General features: G+C 54.2%; 16 protein-coding genes. 15 read left to right on the plus strand and 1 reads right to left on the minus strand.

Features of this window, described 5'->3' with window-relative positions:
* Positions 1 to 71: 71 nt before the first annotated feature.
* From J4645_RS03390 to J4645_RS03440, 11 genes are all read left to right on the plus strand, one after another.
* The gene (locus J4645_RS03390; protein WP_000792301.1) at positions 72 to 833 is read left to right on the plus strand and encodes a M48 family metallopeptidase; all 762 of its coding nucleotides are present in this window, start codon (positions 72 to 74) and stop codon (positions 831 to 833) included.
* Between the two features lie 172 nt (positions 834 to 1,005).
* Entirely contained in the window at positions 1,006 to 1,689 is a 684-nt protein-coding gene (cmk, locus tag J4645_RS03395) for a (d)CMP kinase (protein ID WP_000125007.1), read from the plus strand.
* A 113-nt stretch (positions 1,690 to 1,802) separates the two neighbouring features.
* Complete coding sequence (gene rpsA / locus J4645_RS03400; protein ID WP_000140324.1) at positions 1,803 to 3,476, plus strand: 30S ribosomal protein S1; 1,674 nt, start codon at positions 1,803 to 1,805, stop codon at positions 3,474 to 3,476.
* Positions 3,477 to 3,631: 155 nt separating this feature from the next.
* Positions 3,632 to 3,916 carry an integration host factor subunit beta gene (gene ihfB / locus J4645_RS03405; RefSeq protein WP_000167332.1) on the plus strand — a complete coding sequence of 95 codons (285 nt, stop codon included), beginning with the start codon at positions 3,632 to 3,634 and terminating at the stop codon, positions 3,914 to 3,916.
* A 229-nt stretch (positions 3,917 to 4,145) separates the two neighbouring features.
* Positions 4,146 to 6,410 carry a ComEC family protein gene (locus J4645_RS03410; RefSeq protein WP_023215060.1) on the plus strand — a complete coding sequence of 755 codons (2,265 nt, stop codon included), beginning with the start codon at positions 4,146 to 4,148 and terminating at the stop codon, positions 6,408 to 6,410.
* A gap of 36 nt (positions 6,411 to 6,446) precedes the next feature.
* The gene (gene msbA, locus J4645_RS03415; RefSeq protein ID WP_000551246.1) at positions 6,447 to 8,195 is read left to right on the plus strand and encodes a lipid A ABC transporter ATP-binding protein/permease MsbA; all 1,749 of its coding nucleotides are present in this window, start codon (positions 6,447 to 6,449) and stop codon (positions 8,193 to 8,195) included.
* Entirely contained in the window at positions 8,192 to 9,169 is a 978-nt protein-coding gene (gene lpxK / locus J4645_RS03420) for a tetraacyldisaccharide 4'-kinase (protein ID WP_023215059.1), read from the plus strand. The genes msbA and lpxK overlap by 4 nt, the downstream gene beginning before the upstream one ends.
* Positions 9,170 to 9,212: 43 nt before the next feature.
* Positions 9,213 to 10,445, plus strand: a complete 1,233-nt coding sequence (locus J4645_RS03425; RefSeq protein ID WP_023215058.1) for a winged helix-turn-helix domain-containing protein — start codon at positions 9,213 to 9,215, stop codon at positions 10,443 to 10,445.
* Between the two features lie 51 nt (positions 10,446 to 10,496).
* Positions 10,497 to 10,679 carry a protein YcaR gene (gene ycaR, locus J4645_RS03430; protein ID WP_000350061.1) on the plus strand — a complete coding sequence of 61 codons (183 nt, stop codon included), beginning with the start codon at positions 10,497 to 10,499 and terminating at the stop codon, positions 10,677 to 10,679.
* Positions 10,676 to 11,422 (plus strand): 3-deoxy-manno-octulosonate cytidylyltransferase, encoded by a 747-nt coding sequence (kdsB, locus tag J4645_RS03435; RefSeq protein ID WP_000011576.1) that lies wholly within the window; start codon positions 10,676 to 10,678, stop codon positions 11,420 to 11,422. The genes ycaR and kdsB overlap by 4 nt, the downstream gene beginning before the upstream one ends.
* A gap of 210 nt (positions 11,423 to 11,632) precedes the next feature.
* Complete coding sequence (locus tag J4645_RS03440; protein ID WP_000436895.1) at positions 11,633 to 12,526, plus strand: YcbJ family phosphotransferase; 894 nt, start codon at positions 11,633 to 11,635, stop codon at positions 12,524 to 12,526.
* Here the strand turns inward: J4645_RS03440 and elyC are convergent.
* Positions 12,506 to 13,282: an envelope biogenesis factor ElyC gene (gene elyC, locus J4645_RS03445; protein WP_000899567.1), complete on the minus strand. Its 777-nt coding sequence runs from the start codon at positions 13,280 to 13,282 to the stop codon at positions 12,506 to 12,508. The genes J4645_RS03440 and elyC overlap by 21 nt on opposite strands.
* Before the next feature lie 135 nt (positions 13,283 to 13,417).
* On the opposite strand from elyC, the gene cmoM reads away from it, so the two are divergent.
* Genes cmoM through mukB form a run of 4 tightly spaced genes read left to right on the plus strand, consistent with a single transcriptional unit; the run spans position 13,418 to position 20,687 of the window.
* Positions 13,418 to 14,221, plus strand: coding sequence for a tRNA uridine 5-oxyacetic acid(34) methyltransferase CmoM (gene cmoM, locus J4645_RS03450; protein WP_001154025.1), 804 nt, complete (start codon positions 13,418 to 13,420; stop codon positions 14,219 to 14,221).
* Complete coding sequence (gene mukF / locus J4645_RS03455) at positions 14,214 to 15,536, plus strand: chromosome partition protein MukF (RefSeq protein WP_001288828.1); 1,323 nt, start codon at positions 14,214 to 14,216, stop codon at positions 15,534 to 15,536. Before cmoM ends, mukF begins: the two co-directional genes overlap by 8 nt.
* Positions 15,517 to 16,221 (plus strand): chromosome partition protein MukE, encoded by a 705-nt coding sequence (gene mukE, locus J4645_RS03460; RefSeq protein WP_000060024.1) that lies wholly within the window; start codon positions 15,517 to 15,519, stop codon positions 16,219 to 16,221. Before mukF ends, mukE begins: the two co-directional genes overlap by 20 nt.
* Positions 16,221 to 20,687, plus strand: coding sequence for a chromosome partition protein MukB (mukB, locus tag J4645_RS03465; RefSeq protein ID WP_000572744.1), 4,467 nt, complete (start codon positions 16,221 to 16,223; stop codon positions 20,685 to 20,687). Before mukE ends, mukB begins: the two co-directional genes overlap by 1 nt.
* Positions 20,688 to 20,914: the final 227 nt, after the last annotated feature.

Consider the following 20,914-nt stretch of genomic DNA (forward strand, 5'->3'; position numbering starts at 1 on the left):
ATGCTAATTTGTTGATGATTTAACACATTGATTTATGTGTTTTTTATAATAGTTATCAACGGAAGATTAGTATGAAAAATAAATCATTATTACTGGCGGTGGCGATTTCCGCTACGCTACTGGCAGGATGTAAAAATGGCGTGAATGGCAATTTAATCGCCAGTTCCGGCATGTCAGCCTACAAAGCCGCCACACTGTCCGATGCGGATGTTAAGGCATTATCTAATAATGCCTGTAAACAAATGGACAGCGAGAATCAACTGGCAGGTTCGAAAAGCAAATACACCAAACGTCTGAGCAAAATCGCCAAAGCGCTGGGTAACAACATTGACGGTACGCCGGTTAGCTATAAAGTCTATATGACCAGCGATATCAACGCATGGGCGATGGCGAACGGTTGCGTTCGCGTATACTCCGGCCTGATGGATCTGATGACCGATAATGAAATTGAAGGCGTACTGGGCCATGAACTGGGCCATGTCTCTTTAGGGCACTCCCGCAAGGCAATGCAAACCGCCTATGCCACGCTGGCGGCTCGCGATGCGATTTCCGCCACCAGCGGCGTCGCAGCGCAGCTTTCCCAGTCTCAATTGGGCGATCTGGCGGAAGGCGTAATCAATTCGGCGTTTTCTCGCAGTCAGGAGTCGGATGCGGATGACTTCTCTTACGATCTGCTGAAAAAACGCGGGATTAACACCCAGGGCTTAGTCACGGCATTCGATAAATTCGCCACAATGGACGCAGGTCATGCAAAATCATTGATGGACTCCCACCCGGCCTCAGCCGATCGCGCGCAGCATATGCGCGACAGAATTGCCGAAGATAAAAAGTAAATCATTGTCATCTTTCGGGCTGGTTTCTCGCCGGCCCGCTATAATTGCGCAATTATTCCGCATCTGATTACAGACAAAACTGGTTTTTGCACGCAACGTTAACGGTCGCGAGCGTTGGCGCGTATAATGCGCGGCGTTTACGTTAACGGTACGCCTGTTTAAGGAGATAAAGATGACGGCAATTGCCCCGGTAATAACCATTGATGGCCCAAGCGGTGCAGGTAAAGGCACCTTGTGCAAAGCAATGGCGGAAGCATTGCAATGGCATCTGCTGGATTCCGGCGCGATATACCGCGTACTGGCGCTGGCGGCATTGCACCACCATGTCGATCTCGCCTCTGAAGATGCGCTGGTGCCGCTGGCGTCCCATCTGGACGTGCGTTTCGTCTCAACGGACGGCAACCTGGAAGTTATCCTGGAAGGCGAGGACGTTAGCGGCGAAATTCGTACGCAGGAAGTCGCGAACGCGGCATCCCAGGTGGCGGCATTCCCACGCGTGCGCGAAGCGCTTCTTCGCCGCCAACGTGCATTCCGCGAAGCGCCTGGTTTAATCGCCGATGGACGCGATATGGGGACCGTGGTCTTCCCGGATGCGCCGGTAAAAATTTTCCTTGACGCCTCCTCGGAGGAACGTGCGCATCGACGTATGCTACAGTTGCAGGAGAATGGCTTTAGTGTTAACTTTGAACGCCTTTTGGCCGAGATCAAGGAACGCGACGATCGCGATCGTAATCGCGCTGTAGCGCCGTTAGTTCCTGCTGCTGATGCATTAGTTTTGGATTCTACCCGATTAAGCATTGAGCAAGTGATTGAAAAAGCGTTACAATATGCGCGCCAAAAATTGGCTCTCGCTTAAATGCGACCGAATTTGTAGTACCCCCGTTGCAAAGGATTGACAGCGGGTATGTTAAACAACCCCATCCGGCACGGAGCCAGGTGGACGTTAAATATGAAACCTGAAGATTAAACATGACTGAATCTTTTGCTCAACTCTTTGAAGAATCCTTAAAAGAAATCGAAACCCGCCCGGGTTCCATCGTTCGTGGTGTTGTTGTTGCTATCGACAAAGACGTAGTACTGGTTGACGCCGGTCTGAAATCTGAGTCTGCCATTCCGGCTGAGCAGTTCAAAAACGCCCAGGGCGAACTGGAAATCCAGGTTGGTGACGAAGTTGACGTTGCTCTGGATGCAGTAGAAGACGGCTTCGGTGAAACTCTGCTCTCTCGTGAGAAAGCTAAACGTCACGAAGCATGGATCACGCTGGAAAAAGCTTACGAAGATGCTGAAACTGTTACCGGTGTTATCAACGGCAAAGTTAAGGGTGGCTTCACTGTTGAGCTGAACGGTATTCGCGCGTTCCTGCCGGGTTCTCTGGTAGACGTTCGTCCGGTGCGTGACACTCTGCACCTGGAAGGCAAAGAGCTTGAATTCAAAGTAATCAAGCTGGACCAGAAACGTAACAACGTTGTGGTTTCTCGTCGTGCCGTTATCGAATCCGAAAACAGCGCAGAACGCGATCAACTGCTGGAAAACCTGCAGGAAGGCATGGAAGTTAAAGGTATCGTTAAGAACCTCACTGACTACGGTGCATTCGTTGATCTGGGCGGCGTTGACGGCCTGCTGCACATCACTGATATGGCCTGGAAACGCGTTAAGCATCCGAGCGAAATCGTGAACGTTGGCGACGAAATCAACGTGAAAGTGCTGAAATTCGACCGCGAGCGTACCCGTGTATCCCTGGGCCTGAAACAGCTGGGCGAAGATCCGTGGGTAGCTATCGCTAAACGTTATCCGGAAGGTACCAAACTGACCGGTCGCGTGACCAACCTGACCGACTACGGCTGCTTCGTTGAAATCGAAGAAGGCGTTGAAGGCCTGGTTCACGTTTCCGAAATGGACTGGACCAACAAAAACATCCACCCGTCCAAAGTGGTTAACGTTGGCGACGTAGTGGAAGTGATGGTTCTGGATATCGACGAAGAACGTCGTCGTATCTCCTTGGGTCTGAAGCAGTGCAAATCTAACCCGTGGCAGCAGTTCGCAGAAACCCACAACAAGGGCGACCGCGTTGAAGGTAAAATCAAGTCTATCACTGACTTCGGTATCTTCATCGGCCTGGACGGCGGCATCGACGGCCTGGTTCACCTGTCTGACATCTCCTGGAACGTTGCAGGCGAAGAAGCAGTTCGTGAATACAAAAAAGGCGACGAAATCGCTGCAGTTGTTCTGCAGGTTGACGCAGAACGTGAACGTATCTCCCTGGGCGTTAAACAGCTCGCAGAAGATCCGTTCAACAACTGGGTTGCTCTGAACAAGAAAGGCGCTATCGTAACCGGTAAAGTCACTGCAGTTGACGCGAAAGGCGCAACCGTAGAACTGGCTGACGGCGTTGAAGGTTACCTGCGTGCTTCTGAAGCATCCCGTGACCGCGTTGAAGATGCGACTCTGGTTCTGAGCGTTGGCGACGACGTTGAAGCTAAATTCACCGGCGTTGATCGTAAAAACCGCGCAATCAGCCTGTCTGTTCGTGCGAAAGACGAAGCTGACGAGAAAGATGCTATCGCAACTGTTAACAAACAGGAAGATGCAAACTTCTCTAACAACGCAATGGCTGAAGCATTCAAAGCAGCTAAAGGCGAGTAATCCTCTGAAACTTCGGGCCTTTTAGTCCGAAGTATAACGAGATTACTTGACAGATTGCAGGTTTCGGCCTGTAATCAAGCACTAAGGGCGGCTACGGCCGCCCTTAATCAATCTCACGGCTGCAGCCAATTTGCCTTTAAGGAACCGGAGGAATCATGACCAAGTCAGAATTGATTGAAAGACTTGCAACCCAGCAATCTCACATTCCCGCTAAGGCGGTTGAAGACGCGGTAAAAGAGATGCTGGAGCATATGGCCTCGACTCTTGCGCAGGGCGAGCGTATTGAAATCCGCGGTTTCGGCAGTTTTTCTTTGCATTACCGCGCGCCTCGTACCGGACGTAACCCCAAGACCGGCGATAAAGTGGAACTGGAAGGAAAATACGTTCCTCACTTTAAACCGGGTAAAGAACTGCGCGATCGCGCCAATATTTACGGTTAAGTTTTAACGCAAAACTTGAACCCGAAAAAAGCACCTCCAGGGTGCTTTTTTCATTTATACGCCGTCAGGCGCAAACGCTATTCGACCGAAAACTGGAAAACGTTTCGCATTTTTTGCTGCGTCTTACATTTATCAGGTAAAAAACCTGGAATCCGCGCCGTATAGCACAAAATCCCCTCCAGACAATGGCGTCCTGAACCTGCACACTTTCCCGCACAGGGAGGTGTCTATGAAGATAACGACGGTCAGCGTATGCGTAGTATGCGGCATACTTCCGCTCATGATATTGCCAGTATTACCTGACACGTGGATTCTCGCGGTGCTGTTTTGTCTGGCATGTTTGCTTTGCCTCATACCCCATCACTATGCGCGCTACGCGGCATTAACTTTGCTCTTTTTCATGTGGGGGATATTTGCCGCCAGGCAGGCCATCTGGGCGGGAAACGTCCTGCCCGCCGCGACGCAGGAGGCGACAGTCGTCATTACTGCCACCGATCATATGACCACTCATTATGGGCGAATCACCCATTTGCGCGGAAAGCCGCTCTTTCCTGCTGTAGGGATTGTCCTGCATGGCCAGTACTTACCCACGGAAGTGTGTGCCGGACAACAGTGGGCGATGACGCTGAAGGTCAGAGCGGTACACGGACAGCTTAACGAAGGCGGTTTTGATAGCCAACGTTACGCGCTGGCGCAGCATCAACCGTTGACCGGGCGTTTTCTACAGGCTAAAGCGATTAACCCTGAGTGTAGCTTGCGAGGGCGCTATCTTGCTTCGCTTCGCGCTACGCTTGCGCCTTATCCGTGGCAGCAGGTTATTCTGGCGTTGGGAATGGGGGAGCGGGGAGCGGTGTCGCAGGAGGTGAAGGCCGTTATGCGCGATACGGGGACTGCCCATTTGATGGCGATTTCCGGCCTGCATATCGCTTTTGCTGCGTTATTGGCTGCCGGATTAATCCGTGGCGGACAATTCTTTTTGCCGGTCAGATGGATTCGTTGGCAGACGCCATTGCTGGGCGGCATTCTTTGCGCGATATGTTATGCCTGGCTTACCGGCTTACAACCGCCTGCGCTGCGCACGGTGGCGGCGCTGAGCGTCTGGGGAGGATTAAAATTAAGCGGACGACAGTGGAGCGGCTGGCAAGTCTGGTGCTGCTGTCTGGCCGCGATTATTTTCGCCGATCCTGTGGCGGTTATATCACAAAGTCTTTGGCTGTCAGCATTTGCGGTTGCCGGCCTGTTATTCTGGTATCAGTGGTTTCCTGCGCCAAACGGAAATTTTCCACGAGGCTTACGCTGGTTGCTTAACCTGCTTCACCTACAGGCAGGCATTACACTTCTGCTTTTGCCTCTCCAGGTGGCGCTTTTTCATGGCATAAGCGTTACCGCAATGCTGGCGAATCTTTTTGCCGTACCCTGGGTCACATTTGTGACGGTTCCGCTCATCCTGGCGGGAATGATTCTGCATTTAACCGGGCCGTTTTTTCTTGAAGAGTGGGTATGGTACCTGACCGATCGCGCGTTAGCCGCGCTATTTTACCTGTTGAATGCTTTACCGCAGGGCTGGGTGAATATTGATAACCGTTGGCAGTGGCTGACGTTTTTGCCCTGGCTAACGCTTATCGCGTGGCGATTAAACGTCTGGCGTACCTGGCCGGCGGTCTGTTTATGCGGGTTATTGTTGATGAGCTGGCCACTCTGGCGGCCAATAAACGCCAGCGGATGGCAGGTGCATATGCTGGATGTCGGTCAGGGGCTGGCGATAGCGATCGTCAGGGGCGATAAAGTAATACTCTACGATACCGGTCGGGCATGGCCGGAGGGCGACAGCGGGCAACAGGTTATTATTCCCTGGTTGCGCTGGCATAATCTGACGCCGGAGGGCGTTATTTTGAGTCATGAGCATCTGGATCATCGGGGTGGGCTGCGTTCGCTACAGCGGATCTGGCCGTCAATGTGGATTCGCAGCCCGTTAGGCTGGCAGGGACATTTGCCCTGTTTTCGCGGCGAGCAGTGGCAATGGCAGGGGCTAACGTTTCAGGCGCACTGGCCGTTACGCGAAAGTGCCGATCGAGGAAATAACCGTTCTTGTGTGGTCAAAGTGGATGACGGTGTACATAGCATCCTGCTCACGGGCGATATCGAAGCGGGCGCTGAACAAAAAATGCTAAGTCGTTACTGGCGACATCTTGCGGCGACGTTTATCCAGGTGCCGCATCATGGTAGTAATACGTCGTCGTCGCTACCATTTATTCAGCGCGTACATGGTGAAGCGGCGCTGGCGTCCGCATCGCGCTATAACGCATGGCGGCTGCCGTCCCGCAAGGTAAAACAGCGCTACCGACAGCAGGCGTATCAGTGGTTTGATACACCCCACCAGGGGCAAATTTCGCTGCGGTTTTCTCCGCAGGGCTGGCGCATACAAGGCTTGCGGGATCAAATTTTACCTCGCTGGTATCATCAGTGGTTTGGCGTGTCCGAGGATAACGGGTAGAATATGCGGCTATTTCAACAAATGCTGGTTTTTTGAATGCATAACGATAAAGATCTCTCTACGTGGCAGACCTTCCGCCGACTGTGGCCAACCATAGCGCCTTTTAAAGCAGGTCTGATCGTGGCGGGCATAGCGTTAATTCTCAACGCAGCCAGCGATACCTTCATGCTATCGCTCCTCAAGCCATTACTGGATGATGGTTTCGGTAAAACGGATCGCTCAGTGTTGCTGTGGATGCCGCTGGTGGTTATTGGGCTGATGATATTACGAGGCATCACTAGCTATATCTCCAGCTACTGTATTTCATGGGTGTCAGGCAAGGTGGTAATGACCATGCGCCGTCGCCTGTTTGGCCATATGATGGGAATGCCCGTCGCCTTCTTTGATAAACAGTCTACTGGTACGCTGCTGTCGCGTATTACATACGATTCAGAACAGGTTGCCTCTTCTTCATCTGGCGCGCTGATTACCGTGGTGCGTGAAGGGGCATCGATCATCGGATTGTTTATCATGATGTTCTATTACAGCTGGCAGCTGTCGATCATCCTGGTTGTTTTAGCGCCGATTGTGTCGATTGCGATTCGCGTTGTCTCAAAGCGGTTCCGCAGCATCAGTAAAAATATGCAGAACACGATGGGACAAGTGACTACCAGCGCTGAACAAATGCTGAAAGGACACAAAGAGGTACTGATTTTTGGCGGTCAGGAAGTCGAAACTAAACGCTTTGATAAAGTCAGCAATAAGATGCGACTGCAAGGCATGAAAATGGTCTCTGCCTCGTCAATTTCCGATCCTATCATTCAGCTCATTGCCTCGCTGGCGCTGGCGTTTGTTCTCTATGCTGCGAGCTTCCCAAGTGTAATGGATAGCCTGACGGCAGGGACCATCACCGTGGTGTTCTCCTCCATGATCGCGCTGATGCGTCCATTAAAATCGCTGACAAACGTTAACGCGCAGTTCCAGCGTGGGATGGCGGCTTGTCAGACGTTGTTTGCGATTCTGGATAGCGAACAGGAGAAAGATGAAGGTAAACGTGTCATTGACCGCGCGACCGGCGATCTCGAATTCCGCAATGTGACGTTTACTTACCCGGGCCGTGAAGTGCCGGCATTGCGTAACATCAATTTGAAAATTCCTGCCGGGAAAACCGTGGCGCTGGTGGGGCGTTCCGGATCGGGTAAATCAACTATCGCCAGTCTGATCACCCGTTTCTACGATATTGATGAAGGACACATCCTGATGGATGGTCACGATCTACGCGAATACACTCTGGCCTCTCTACGTAATCAGGTGGCGCTGGTTTCGCAAAACGTGCATCTGTTTAACGACACGGTCGCCAATAACATTGCTTATGCCCGGACGGAAGAATACAGCCGCGAGCAGATTGAAGAGGCGGCGCGCATGGCCTATGCCATGGACTTTATCAACAAGATGGATAATGGCCTGGATACCATCATCGGCGAAAACGGCGTACTGCTTTCCGGCGGTCAGCGCCAGCGTATCGCGATTGCCCGCGCCTTACTGCGCGACAGCCCGATTCTGATCCTTGATGAAGCTACGTCCGCGCTGGATACCGAGTCTGAACGTGCGATTCAGGCAGCGTTGGATGAGCTGCAGAAAAACCGTACCTCTCTGGTGATTGCGCACCGTCTCTCCACCATCGAACAGGCGGATGAGATCGTTGTGGTCGAAGACGGTATTATCGTTGAGCGCGGCACTCATAGCGAACTGCTGGCGCAACACGGCGTTTACGCCCAGCTACATAAGATGCAATTTGGCCAATGATTGCGCGTATCTGGTCGGGTGAATCCCCGCTATGGCGGTTACTGCTGCCGCTCTCCTGGCTGTATGGCCTGGTGAGCGGGGCGATTCGTCTGAGCTATAAGCTTGGTTTTAAACGCGCCTGGCGAGCGCCGGTACCGGTGATTGTGGTAGGGAATCTTACGGCTGGCGGTAACGGTAAAACACCCGTAGTCATTTGGCTGGTGGAAAAGCTGCAACAGCGTGGCGTGCGCGTGGGGGTCGTTTCCCGCGGCTACGGCGGGAAAGCTGCCGCTTATCCGCTGCTCCTGACGCCGGAGACGACAACCGCAGAAGCGGGAGATGAACCGGTATTGATTTATCAACGGACCGGCGCGCCTGTCGCGGTGGCGCCTGAACGCGCCGCGGCGGTGAAAGCGATTCTGGCGGCGCATAATGTGCAGATTATTATCACCGACGATGGGTTGCAGCATTACCGACTAGCGCGAGATATTGAAATTGTGGTGATTGACGGCGTGCGCCGTTTTGGCAACGGCTGGTGGCTTCCTGCCGGCCCTATGCGCGAACGCGCCAGTCGCCTGAAAACCGTGGATGCCGCTATCGTGAATGGCGGCGTCGCCCGGGCGGGCGAAATCCCCATGCAGCTAACGCCTGGACTGGCGGTGAACTTACGTACGGGAGCGCGTTGCGATGTGGCGCAACTGAGCAATATTGTGGCGATGGCGGGCATCGGTCATCCGCCGCGCTTTTTCGCGACTCTGGAAGCCTGTGGCGCGCATCCGCAAAAGTGTGTCCCGCTGGCCGATCATCAAACGCTCGCCCCTGCTGACGTTCAGGCGTTGGTCGGTGAAGGGCAGACCCTGGTAATGACGGAAAAAGACGCGGTGAAATGCCGTGCTTTTGCCGAAGATAACTGGTGGTTCTTACCGGTTGATGCGCGTTTGTCCGGTGAGCAGCCTGATAAGTTGCTTGAACATATCACCTCGCTGGTTCGCTAGCGTCCCCCAATGCAGCGGCAGTGATGAATTTATGGAGTCATGAATGTCATTGCCGTACCTTTCTCTTTCCCAGGCCCGTTGTCTTCACCTTGCTGCGCAGGGGCTATTGAAAAAGCCGCGCCGTAACGCGCTGCCTGGCGATGTTCTTGCCGCCATCTCACGCATGGCGTTGCTGCAAATTGATACCATCAATGTTGTCGCACGTAGCCCCTATCTGGTGCTGTTTAGCCGTCTCGGTTCGTACCCGCAGGCCTGGCTGGATGAGGCGCTGCGACGCGGCGAGTTAATGGAATACTGGGCGCATGAGGCCTGTTTCTTACCACGCCGCGACTTTAAACTTATCCGCCATCGTATGCTGTCGCCGGAAAAGATGGGCTGGAAATATCGCGCGGCATGGATGCATGAGCACGCGGAAGAAATAGAACAGCTAGTGCGGCATATTCAGGAGCACGGTCCGGTGCGTTCTGCCGATTTTGAACATGCGCGGAAAGGCGTCAGCGGCTGGTGGGAATGGAAACCACATAAACGCCACCTTGAGGGTTTATTTACCGCCGGAAAAGTCATGGTTGTTGAGCGGCGTAATTTTCAACGTGTATATGATTTAACGCCCCGTGTGATGCCGCACTGGGATGATGAACGCGATGGACTGTCACAGCCGCAGGCGGAAAGTCTGATGCTGGATAATAGCGCGCGCAGTCTGGGGATTTTCCGTGAACAGTGGCTGGCGGATTACTACCGCCTGAAACGTCCTGACCTGAAGGGATGGCGGGAGAGCCGGGCGGAACAGCAGCAGATTATTCCGGTCGAGGTGGAAACGTTGGGTCGGATGTGGCTTCATGCCGATCTTCTTTCGCAGCTGGAACCGGCGCTAAATAACGCCTTAAAGGCGACCCATAGCGCAGTACTGTCGCCTTTCGATCCTGTGGTATGGGATCGCAAGCGGGCAGCGCAGCTTTTCGGATTTAACTATCGGCTGGAATGTTATACGCCTGCGGCGAAGCGCCAGTACGGTTATTTTGTGCTGCCGCTATTATACCAGGGCCGTTTAGTCGGGCGAATGGATGCCAAAATGCACCGTAAAACGGGGGTGCTTGAGGTTATCTCGCTGTATCTGGAGGACGATATCCGCCCTGGCGTTAGTCTGCAAAAAGGAATCTGGCAGGCTATTAGCGCGTTTGCTGCCTGGCAACGGGCATCGCGCGTGACGCTGGGACAATGTCCGCCAGGCCTGTTTAGCGCCATGCGTCATGGCTGGGAAATAGACCCTGCACCATAACCGATTATGTTAATATTGAAGGATTCACAATCCGGTCCATCTGGAGGAACTATGGATCATCGTCTGCTTGAAATCATCGCCTGCCCGGTATGTAACGGCAAACTCTGGTATAACCAGGAACAGCAAGAATTAATTTGCAAACTGGATAATCTCGCTTTCCCGTTACGCGACGGCATTCCTGTATTGCTGGAAAATGAAGCTCGCGCCCTGACATCTGATGAGAGTAAATCATGAGTTTCGTCGTCATCATTCCGGCCCGTTTTTCATCTACCCGACTGCCAGGCAAACCATTAGTGGATATTAATGGTAAGCCCATGATTGTTCATGTCCTGGAGCGGGCGCGCGAATCTGGCGCGGAACGCATTATTGTCGCCACCGATCATGAAGACGTGGCTCGTGCGGTAGAAGCGGCTGGCGGCGAAGTGTGCATGACGCGCGCCGATCACCAGTCCGGCACCGAACGATTGGCGGAAGTGGTAGAGAAGTGCGGGTTCAGCGACGATACTGTTATTGTGAACGTTCAGGGCGATGAGCCGATGATCCCGGCGGTTATTATTCGCCAGGTCGCGGAAAATCTGGCGCAGCGCCAGGTTGGCATGGCGACGCTGGCGGTGCCGATTCACAGCGCCGAAGAAGCGTTTAACCCGAATGCGGTAAAAGTCGTGCTGGATGCTGAAGGCTATGCGCTTTACTTTTCCCGGGCGACGATTCCCTGGGATCGCGATCGCTTTGCAAAAAGTCTGGAAACGGTAGGGGATACTTGCCTTCGTCACCTGGGCATTTATGGCTATCGCGCGGGTTTTATCCGCCGTTACGTGAGCTGGCAACCCAGCCCGCTGGAACATATTGAAATGCTGGAGCAACTCCGTGTGCTGTGGTACGGCGAAAAAATTCATGTCGCCGTCGCCAAAGCGGTGCCCGGCACGGGCGTAGACACCGCCGACGACCTGGAGCGCGTGCGCGCTGAAATGCGTTAACATGATCCTGTTCATGATCGTCTTAGACGGTCATGAACAGCGCGGTATGATAGCGCAAAGATGAATACTCACGTCTGCTCACTAGTGGCGGCTTTCTCGTACCGTTACGATTTTCCTCATTTTTCTTTTCTTCCCTTGATCTGATACGGGTGACATCTGTCCATACGACGCTCATTATTAAAGCAGTAGCACTAATGGGGGTAATCTGGAATGGAACAGTTGCGGGCCGAACTCAGTCATTTGTTGGGTGAAAAACTTAGCCGTATAGAGTGCGTGAATGAGAAAGCGGATTCCGCATTGTGGTCATTATATGACAGCCAGGGAAATCCGATGCCGCTGATGGCGCGAAGCTTTACCACTCCCGGCGTTGCGCAGCAACTGGCATGGAAAACCTCAATGCTGGCGCGTAGCGGTACGGTGAGGATGCCGGTAATCTATGGCGTATTGACGCATGAAGAGCATCCTGGTCCGGATGTGCTGCTACTGGAACGACTGCGCGGTGTGCCGGTCGAGGCGCCGGCGCGCACTCCGGAACGCTGGGAACAGCTAAAAGATCAGATTGTCGAAGGCTTGTTATCCTGGCATCGGCAGGATAGCCGCGGTTGCGTTGGCGCCGTAGACCATACTCAGGAGAATATCTGGCCTTCCTGGTATCGTCAGCGGGTGGAGGTGCTGTGGACGACGCTAAATCAGTTCAGCAATACCGGCCTGACGATGCAGGACAAACGCATTCTGTTTCGTACCAGAGAATGTCTTCCTTCGTTATTTGAAGGGTTTAACGACAACTGCGTACTGGTGCATGGCAACTTCTGCCTGCGCAGTATGCTTAAAGACGCCCGTAGCGATCAGCTTCTGGCGATGGTCGGCCCCGGGCTGATGCTGTGGGCGCCGAGAGAGTTCGAACTGTTTCGCCTGATGGATAATCCATTGGCGGAGGGATTGCTTTGGCATTATCTGCAACGCGCGCCAGTGGCGGAGTCCTTCATCTGGCGGCGTTGGCTCTATGTGCTGTGGGACGAGGTTGCGCAATTGGTCAATACCGGACGTTTTAACCGTACCAATTTTGATCTGGCGGCGAAATCATTACTCCCCTGGCTTGCCTGATATGCCTTTCAGCCATTGCCAAAGTCGCCCTAATGTTTCATACCCAGCGCGATCGCTGTGCATCAGCCAGACCGGGGACGGAATTGCCCGCTCCCAGGGATTGAGCGGCGAATCGATCGCCAACTGATTCGCCGGTGCGGGAAGCGGATTCAGCCCGGCATGCTGAAAGAAAATCATCGCACGCGGCAAATGCGAGGCGGAGGTTACCAACAGGAAAGGGGCGTCGCCGATGGCCTGCTTAACGGCGGCGGCTTCTTCTTCCGTATCTTTTGGCTTATCCAGCGTAATAATATCGTTACGCGGTACGCCCAGCGACTGCGCCACCCGCGCACCGACTTCCGCCGTGCTTACCGTATTGGTTTTTGCTACGCCGCCGGTAAAAATCAGCTTTGCTCCCGGATTCGCACGCCACAGCCGAATGCCTTCCGCCAGCCGCGGTAAGCTATTGTTAATTAAATTGGAGCTCGGCGCCCACTGCGGGTTCCAGGTATAGCCGCCGCCGAGAACCACAATATATTCCACCTTTTGCGGACCCTGCCAGGTAGGGTAGCGGTTTTCTATTGGGCGCAGCAAATGGTCAGAGACGGGTTGCAGGCTTAATAGCAATAGCGCCAGCCAACCTACGCTGATAAATACTTTTCCGGTCTTCTGAAAGCGGCTAAACCAGACCAGCGCCAGGCCGACGCCAATCATCAGCAACATCAGCGGAAGCGGCAATAACATACCGCCAATCACTTTCTTTAGCGTAAAAAGCATCCTTTTTGGTTCCTTTTTTAACCATATAGCGGAGGATTAACGATGATATTACACCAGACAGGTTCATTCTCGCCGTGGCTGTGACAAAATAGCGGTTTTATCAGATAACGCCTAAGCCAGCCTGTGGAGAGTCCGATGCAGGATCGCAATTTTGATGACATTGCTGAAAAGTTTTCCCGTAACATTTACGGCACGACCAAAGGACAACTACGGCAAGCCATTCTGTGGCAAGACCTGGATCGCGTGCTGGAGGAGATTGGCGGGCGAAAACTGCGGGTACTGGATGCCGGCGGCGGCGAAGGGCAAACGGCGATTAAGATGGCGGAACGCGGCCATCAGGTGACGTTATGCGATCTGTCTGGCGAAATGATCGCCCGCGCGCGGCAGGCGGCCGAGGCAAAAGGTGTGAGCAAAGACATGCATTTTATACAATGCCCGGCTCAGGACGTCGCTTCGCATTTGGAAAGCCCGGTTGATCTGATATTGTTTCATGCTGTGCTGGAGTGGGTAGCCGATCCTGTCGGCGTATTAGAAACGCTCTGGTCAGTATTGCGCCCTGGCGGCGCGCTGTCGTTGATGTTCTATAACGCTAACGGTTTGCTGATGCACAATATGGTGGCGGGTAATTTTGACTACGTGCAGGCGGGGATGCCTAAACGCAAGAAGCGCACGCTGTCGCCTGACTACCCGCGCGACCCCGCGCAGGTGTACCAGTGGCTGGAGGCGATTGGCTGGCAGATTACCGGTAAAACCGGCGTGCGTGTGTTTCATGATTATCTGCGTGAAAAACACCAGCAGCGTGACTGTTATGAGACCCTGGTCGAACTGGAAACGCGTTATTGCCGCCAGGAGCCGTATATTAGCCTTGGGCGCTACATTCATGTCACCGCGATTAAAAGCCCGGCGCTAGCCGCAGATGCAAGGATAACCTATGAGTGAATTTTCCCAGACAGTCCCCGAACTGGTTGCCTGGGCCAGAAAAAACGACTTTTCCATCTCGCTGCCGGTAGACAGACTTTCCTTTCTGCTGGCGGTCGCCACGTTGAACGGCGAACGCCTTGACGGCGAGATGAGTGAAGGTGAGCTGGTGGATGCATTCCGCCATGTGAGTGATGCGTTTGAGCAAACCAGCGAAACCATCGGCGTGCGCGCGAACAACGCGATTAACGATATGGTGCGTCAACGTCTGCTGAACCGCTTTACCAGCGAGCAGGCGGAAGGCAATGCGATTTACCGATTAACCCCGCTCGGGATTGGCATCACCGATTACTACATTCGTCAACGCGAATTCTCTACGCTGCGTCTTTCTATGCAGTTGTCGATTGTGGCCGGCGAATTGAAGCGCGCGGCGGATGCGGCAGCGGAGGGTGGCGATGAGTTCCACTGGCATCGCAACGTTTACGCGCCATTGAAATATTCGGTGGCGGAGATTTTCGACAGTATCGATCTCACCCAGCGCATCATGGATGAACAGCAGCAGCAGGTGAAAGACGATATCGCACAACTGCTGAATAAAGACTGGCGGGCGGCGATTTCCAGCTGTGAACTGCTGCTTTCCGAAACGTCCGGTACGCTGCGCGAATTGCAGGATACGCTGGAGGCGGCGGGCGATAAGCTGCAGGCTAACCTGCTGCGCATTCAGGATGCCACGATGACGCACGACGATCTGCATTTTGTCGACAGGCTGGTGTTTGACTTACAAAGTAAACTTGACCGCATTATCAGTTGGGGTCAACAGTCTATTGATTTATGGATCGGCTACGATCGTCACGTGCATAAATTTATCCGTACCGCGATCGATATGGATAAAAACCGTGTCTTCGCCCAGCGGTTGCGCCAGTCCGTGCAGACTTATTTTGACGATCCGTGGGCGCTAACCTACGCGAATGCCGATCGTCTGCTGGATATGCGCGATGAAGAGATGGCGTTGCGTGACGATGAAGTCACCGGGGAGTTGCCGCCGGATCTGGAATATGAAGAGTTTAACGAGATCCGCGAGCAGTTAGCGGCCATCATTGAAGAACAGCTGGCTATCTACAAAACCAGACAAACGCCACTGGATCTTGGGCTGGTGGTGCGCGAGTATCTGGCGCAATACCCGCGCGCGCGTCATTTCGACGTGGCGCGTATTGTTATCGATCAAGCGGTACGTCTTGGCGTAGCGCAAGCAGATTTCACCGGACTGCCAGCCAAATGGCAGCCGATTAATGATTACGGAGCCAAGGTACAGGCGCATGTCATTGACAAATATTGAACAAGTGATGCCGGTTAAGCTGGCGCAGGCGCTGGCGAATCCGTTATTTCCGGCGCTGGATAGCGCATTACGTTCGGGCCGCCACATCGGGCTGGACGAACTGGATAATCATGCCTTTCTGATGGATTTTCAGGAATACCTGGAAGAGTTTTACGCGCGTTATAACGTGGAACTGATTCGCGCGCCGGAGGGGTTCTTCTACCTGCGTCCGCGTTCTACCACGCTTATCCCGCGCTCGGTGTTATCCGAACTGGATATGATGGTCGGTAAAATTCTCTGCTACCTCTATCTTAGCCCGGAGCGTCTGGCCAACGAAGGGATCTTTACTCAGCAAGAGTTGTACGACGAGCTGCTTACCCTTGCGGACGAAGCCAAACTGCTAAAGCTGGTGAATAACCGCTCGACGGGATCTGACGTTGATCGTCAGAAACTGCAGGAAAAGGTGCGTTCTTCTTTGAACCGCCTGCGTCGTTTGGGCATGGTATGGTTTATGGGCCACGACAGCAGCAAATTCCGCATTACCGAATCGGTCTTCCGCTTTGGCGCGGATGTCCGCGCCGGCGACGATCCTCGCGAGGCGCAGCGTCGTCTCATCCGCGACGGGGAAGCGATGCCCATTGAAAACCATCTGCAACTTAATGATGAGACCGAAGAGAATCAGCCGGACAGTGGAGAGGAAGAATAATGATTGAACGCGGTAAATTTCGCTCGCTAACGCTGATTAACTGGAACGGTTTTTTTGCCCGCACTTTTGACCTGGATGAACTGGTCACGACGTTATCCGGGGGCAACGGCGCCGGGAAATCCACGACGATGGCGGCGTTCGTCACGGCGCTGATCCCGGATCTCACATTACTGCACTTTCGTAACACCACGGAAGCCGGCGCCACCAGCGGTTCGCGCGATAAAGGTCTGCACGGTAAGCTGAAGGCGGGCGTCTGTTACTCCATGCTCGACACCATTAATTCCCGCCATCAGCGGGTGGTGGTCGGCGTGCGTCTGCAGCAGGTCGCTGGGCGCGATCGCAAAGTGGACATCAAACCGTTTGCTATCCAGGGGCTGCCGATGTCGGTACAGCCGACACAACTGGTGACGGAGACATTAAACGAACGTCAGGCGCGCGTACTGTCGCTTGCTGAGTTGAAAGACAAGCTTGACGAGATGGAAGGCGTGCAGTTTAAGCAGTTTAACTCCATCACCGATTATCATTCGCTGATGTTTGACTTAGGGATTATCGCCCGTCGTCTGCGCTCCGCTTCCGATCGTAGTAAATTCTATCGTTTGATAGAGGCCTCGCTGTACGGCGGGATCTCCAGCGCCATTACCCGATCGCTGCGCGATTATTTATTGCCAGAAAACAGCGGCGTGCGCAAGGCATTCCAGGATATGGAAGCGGCGCTGCGCGAGAACCGACTCACGCTGGAAGCGATTCGTGTTACCCAATCCGATCGCGATCTGTTTAAGCATTTGATCAGCGAAGCCACCGATTATGTGGCGGCGGATTATATGCGCCACGCCAATGAGCGTCGGGTTCACCTTGATCAGGCGTTGGCGTTTCGACGCGAACTGTACACATCGCGCAAGCAGTTGGCGGCAGAGCAGTATAAGCACGTCGATATGGCCCGTGAGTTGGGCGAACATAACGGCGCCGAAGGTTCTCTTGAGGCGGATTACCAGGCGGCGAGCGATCACCTGAATCTGGTGCAAACCGCGCTGCGCCAGCAGGAAAAAATTGAACGCTACGAAGCGGATCTTGAAGAGCTGCAGATTCGACTCGAAGAGCAAAATGAAGTGGTGGCGGAAGCCGCCGAAATGCAGGACGAAAATGAAGCGCGTGCCGAAGCCGCCGAGCTGGAAGTCGATGAACTCAAAAGCCAGCTTGCGGATTACCAGCAGGCGCTGGATGTACAGCAAACGCGCGCGATTCAGTATAACCAGGCGATATCAGCGCTCGCCCGCGCTAAAGAACTTTGCCATCTGCCGGATCTAACGCCGGAAAGCGCCGCCGAATGGCTGGATACTTTCCAGGCAAAAGAGCAGGAAGCTACGGAAAAACTGCTGTCGTTGGAACAAAAAATGAGCGTGGCGCAAACCGCGCACAGTCAGTTTGAGCAGGCTTACCAGCTGGTGGCGGCGATCAACGGCCCGCTGGCACGTAGCGAAGCCTGGGACGTGGCGCGCGAGCTGTTACGGGACGGCGTGAACCAGCGTCATCTGGCGGAACAGGTACAGCCGCTGCGGATGCGCCTGAGCGAACTGGAACAGCGGCTGCGCGAGCAGCAAGAGGCGGAACGTCTGCTGGCTGAGTTCTGTAAGCGACAGGGCAAAAATTTTGATATTGACGAACTGGAAGCGCTGCATCAGGAGCTGGAAGCCCGCATCGCGTCCTTGTCTGATAGCGTATCGACAGCCAGCGAACAGCGTATGGCCTTGCGTCAGGAGCAGGAGCAGCTGCAATCCCGTATCCAGCATCTGATGCAACGCGCTCCTGTCTGGCTGGCGGCGCAAAACAGCCTTAACCAGCTTAGCGAACAGTGCGGCGAGGAGTTTACGTCCAGCCAGGAAGTGACCGAATACCTGCAACAGCTACTGGAGCGTGAGCGCGAAGCCATTGTCGAACGCGACGAAGTGGGCGCGCGTAAAAATGCGGTTGATGAAGAGATCGAACGTTTAAGCCAGCCGGGCGGCGCGGAAGACCAGCGTTTGAATGCGCTGGCGGAGCGTTTTGGCGGGGTACTGCTGTCGGAAATCTACGATGATGTCAGCCTTGAAGATGCGCCGTACTTTTCCGCACTGTATGGCCCGTCGCGCCATGCGATCGTCGTACCGGATTTATCGCAAATAGCCGAACAGCTTGAAGGTCTGACCGACTGCCCGGAAGATCTGTACCTGATCGAAGGCGATCCGCAGTCTTTTGATGACAGCGTATTCAGCGTTGACGAGCTGGAAAAGGCGGTGGTCGTGAAAATTGCCGACCGTCAGTGGCGTTATTCGCGTTTCCCGTCGCTGCCTATTTTTGGCCGTGCGGCGCGCGAGAACCGTATTGAAAGTCTCCATGCGGAACGGGAAGTGCTTTCCGAGCGCTTTGCCACGCTCTCGTTTGACGTTCAGAAAACCCAGCGTTTGCACCAGGCGTTCAGCCGTTTTATCGGCAGCCACCTTTCCGTTGCTTTTGAGGACGATCCGGAAGCGGAAATTCGCCGACTGAACGGGCGTCGCGTCGAACTGGAGCGCGCGCTGGCGACGCATGAAAGCGACAACCAGCAGCAGCGCCTTCAGTTTGAGCAGGCGAAAGAGGGCGTTTCCGCGCTTAACCGTTTGCTGCCGCGGCTGAATTTATTGGCCGATGAAACGCTGGCCGATCGGGTCGATGAAATTCAGGAACGGTTGGATGAGGCGCAGGAAGCGGCGCGATTTGTGCAGCAATATGGCAACCAGTTAGCCAAACTGGAGCCGGTGGTTTCCGTTCTGCAAAGCGATCCGGAACAGTTTGAGCAGTTAAAAGAAGACTATGCATGGTCGCAGCAAATGCAGCGCGACGCGCGCCAGCAGGCTTTTGCGCTGGCTGAAGTCGTCGAACGTCGGGCGCATTTCAGCTATTCCGACTCGGCGGAAATGCTGAGCGGCAACAGCGATCTCAACGAAAAGCTGCGCCAGCGGCTGGAGCAGGCGGAAGCCGAGCGTACCCGCGCCCGCGAAGCGCTGCGCAGCCATGCCGCGCAGTTAAGTCAGTACAGCCAGGTTCTGGCCTCGCTAAAAAGCTCTTACGACACGAAAAAAGAGCTGCTTAACGATTTGCAGCGCGAATTACAGGATATTGGCGTTCGCGCCGATAGCGGGGCGGAAGAGCGCGCTCGCCAGCGTCGCGATGAACTGCACGCTCAGTTGAGCAATAACCGTTCGCGTCGCAATCAGCTTGAGAAAGCGCTCACCTTCTGCGAAGCGGAGATGGAGAACCTGACCCGTAAGCTGCGCAAGCTGGAGCGCGATTATCATGAAATGCGCGAGCAGGTCGTAACCGCGAAAGCCGGCTGGTGCGCAGTCATGCGGATGGTGAAAGACAATGGCGTGGAACGCCGTCTGCACCGTCGTGAGCTGGCTTATCTGTCGGCGGATGAACTGCGCTCCATGTCGGATAAGGCGTTGGGCGCGCTGCGCCTGGCCGTCGCGGATAACGAACATCTGCGCGACGTATTGCGTCTGTCGGAAGATCCGAAACGCCCGGAACGTAAAATCCAGTTCTTTGTGGCCGTTTACCAGCATCTGCGCGAACGTATTCGTCAGGATATTATTCGTACCGACGATCCGGTTGAAGCCATTGAACAAATGGAGATTGAGCTGAGCCGTCTGACGGAAGAGCTGACATCGCGTGAGCAAAAGCTGGCGATCAGTTCCCGCAGCGTGGCAAACATTATCCGCAAGACTATCCAGCGTGAGCAGAACCGTATCCGTATGCTGAACCAGGGGTTGCAAAGCGTCTCGTTTGGCCAGGTGAATAGCGTGCGGTTAAACGTCAACGTGCGTGAAACGCATGCCACCTTGCTGGATGTGCTTTCAGAACAGCAGGAGCAGCACCAGGATCTGTTTAACAGCAATCGTCTGACCTTCTCCGAAGCGTTGGCGAAACTGTACCAGCGCCTGAATCCGCAGATCGATATGGGGCAACGCACGCCGCAGACCATCGGCGAGGAGCTGCTGGATTACCGTAACTATCTGGAAATGGAAGTTGAAGTTAACCGTGGGTCCGACGGCTGGCTGCGTGCGGAATCCGGCGCGCTATCCACGGGTGAAGCTATCGGGACCGGGATGTCAATTCTGGTGATGGTGGTGCAAAGCTGGGAAGACGAAGCGCGCAGACTGCGCGGGAAAGATATTTCGCCATGTCGCCTGCTGTTCCTCGATGAAGCGGCGCGTCTGGATGCGCGCTCTATCGCCACGCTGTTTGAACTATGCGAACGTTTGCAGATGCAGCTCATCATCGCCGCGCCGGAAAACATCAGTCCGGAGAAGGGCACGACCTATAAGCTGGTGCGTAAAGTGTTTCAGAATACTGAGCATGTTCATGTTGTCGGGCTGCGTGGCTTTGCGCCGCAGCTTCCGGAAACGCTTCCCGGTACGCAGACGGAAGATACGCCTTCAGAAGCGAGTTAAATACGGCAGAAATAATGAAGTGCCCGATGGCGCCTCGCTTATCAGGCAAGGCCGGATAAGTCGGTTACGCTGCCATCCGGCGCAACAAGTTCTGCTTTATCATTAGCCTGGGGCGGCGAAAGCCGCCTTTTTCTTTATCTGAAAAATCTCTCCGGGTAGTGCATTTTCTTTAAACTTCTTTACATTAGGTTAGGCAAAAACGTAACGAACTTTATATACTGGAGTTA

Origin of the sequence: Salmonella sp. 32082101201600294FB01SM01, from assembly GCF_017572865.1 — a bacterium.
GTDB lineage: Bacteria > Pseudomonadota > Gammaproteobacteria > Enterobacterales > Enterobacteriaceae > Salmonella > Salmonella enterica.

Coding starts and splice junctions, on each gene's coding strand:
- lpxK (WP_023215059.1), top strand. CDS start 8,192: ATGATTGCGCGTATCTGGTCGGGTGAATCCCCGCTATGGCGGTTACTG.
- mukE (WP_000060024.1), top strand. CDS start 15,517: ATGTCATTGACAAATATTGAACAAGTGATGCCGGTTAAGCTGGCGCAG.
- msbA (WP_000551246.1), top strand. CDS start 6,447: ATGCATAACGATAAAGATCTCTCTACGTGGCAGACCTTCCGCCGACTG.
- J4645_RS03390 (WP_000792301.1), top strand. CDS start 72: ATGAAAAATAAATCATTATTACTGGCGGTGGCGATTTCCGCTACGCTA.
- elyC (WP_000899567.1), bottom strand. CDS start 13,282: ATGCTTTTTACGCTAAAGAAAGTGATTGGCGGTATGTTATTGCCGCTT.
- cmk (WP_000125007.1), top strand. CDS start 1,006: ATGACGGCAATTGCCCCGGTAATAACCATTGATGGCCCAAGCGGTGCA.
- kdsB (WP_000011576.1), top strand. CDS start 10,676: ATGAGTTTCGTCGTCATCATTCCGGCCCGTTTTTCATCTACCCGACTG.
- rpsA (WP_000140324.1), top strand. CDS start 1,803: ATGACTGAATCTTTTGCTCAACTCTTTGAAGAATCCTTAAAAGAAATC.
- J4645_RS03440 (WP_000436895.1), top strand. CDS start 11,633: ATGGAACAGTTGCGGGCCGAACTCAGTCATTTGTTGGGTGAAAAACTT.
- ycaR (WP_000350061.1), top strand. CDS start 10,497: ATGGATCATCGTCTGCTTGAAATCATCGCCTGCCCGGTATGTAACGGC.
- J4645_RS03410 (WP_023215060.1), top strand. CDS start 4,146: ATGAAGATAACGACGGTCAGCGTATGCGTAGTATGCGGCATACTTCCG.
- cmoM (WP_001154025.1), top strand. CDS start 13,418: ATGCAGGATCGCAATTTTGATGACATTGCTGAAAAGTTTTCCCGTAAC.
- mukB (WP_000572744.1), top strand. CDS start 16,221: ATGATTGAACGCGGTAAATTTCGCTCGCTAACGCTGATTAACTGGAAC.
- ihfB (WP_000167332.1), top strand. CDS start 3,632: ATGACCAAGTCAGAATTGATTGAAAGACTTGCAACCCAGCAATCTCAC.
- J4645_RS03425 (WP_023215058.1), top strand. CDS start 9,213: ATGTCATTGCCGTACCTTTCTCTTTCCCAGGCCCGTTGTCTTCACCTT.
- mukF (WP_001288828.1), top strand. CDS start 14,214: ATGAGTGAATTTTCCCAGACAGTCCCCGAACTGGTTGCCTGGGCCAGA.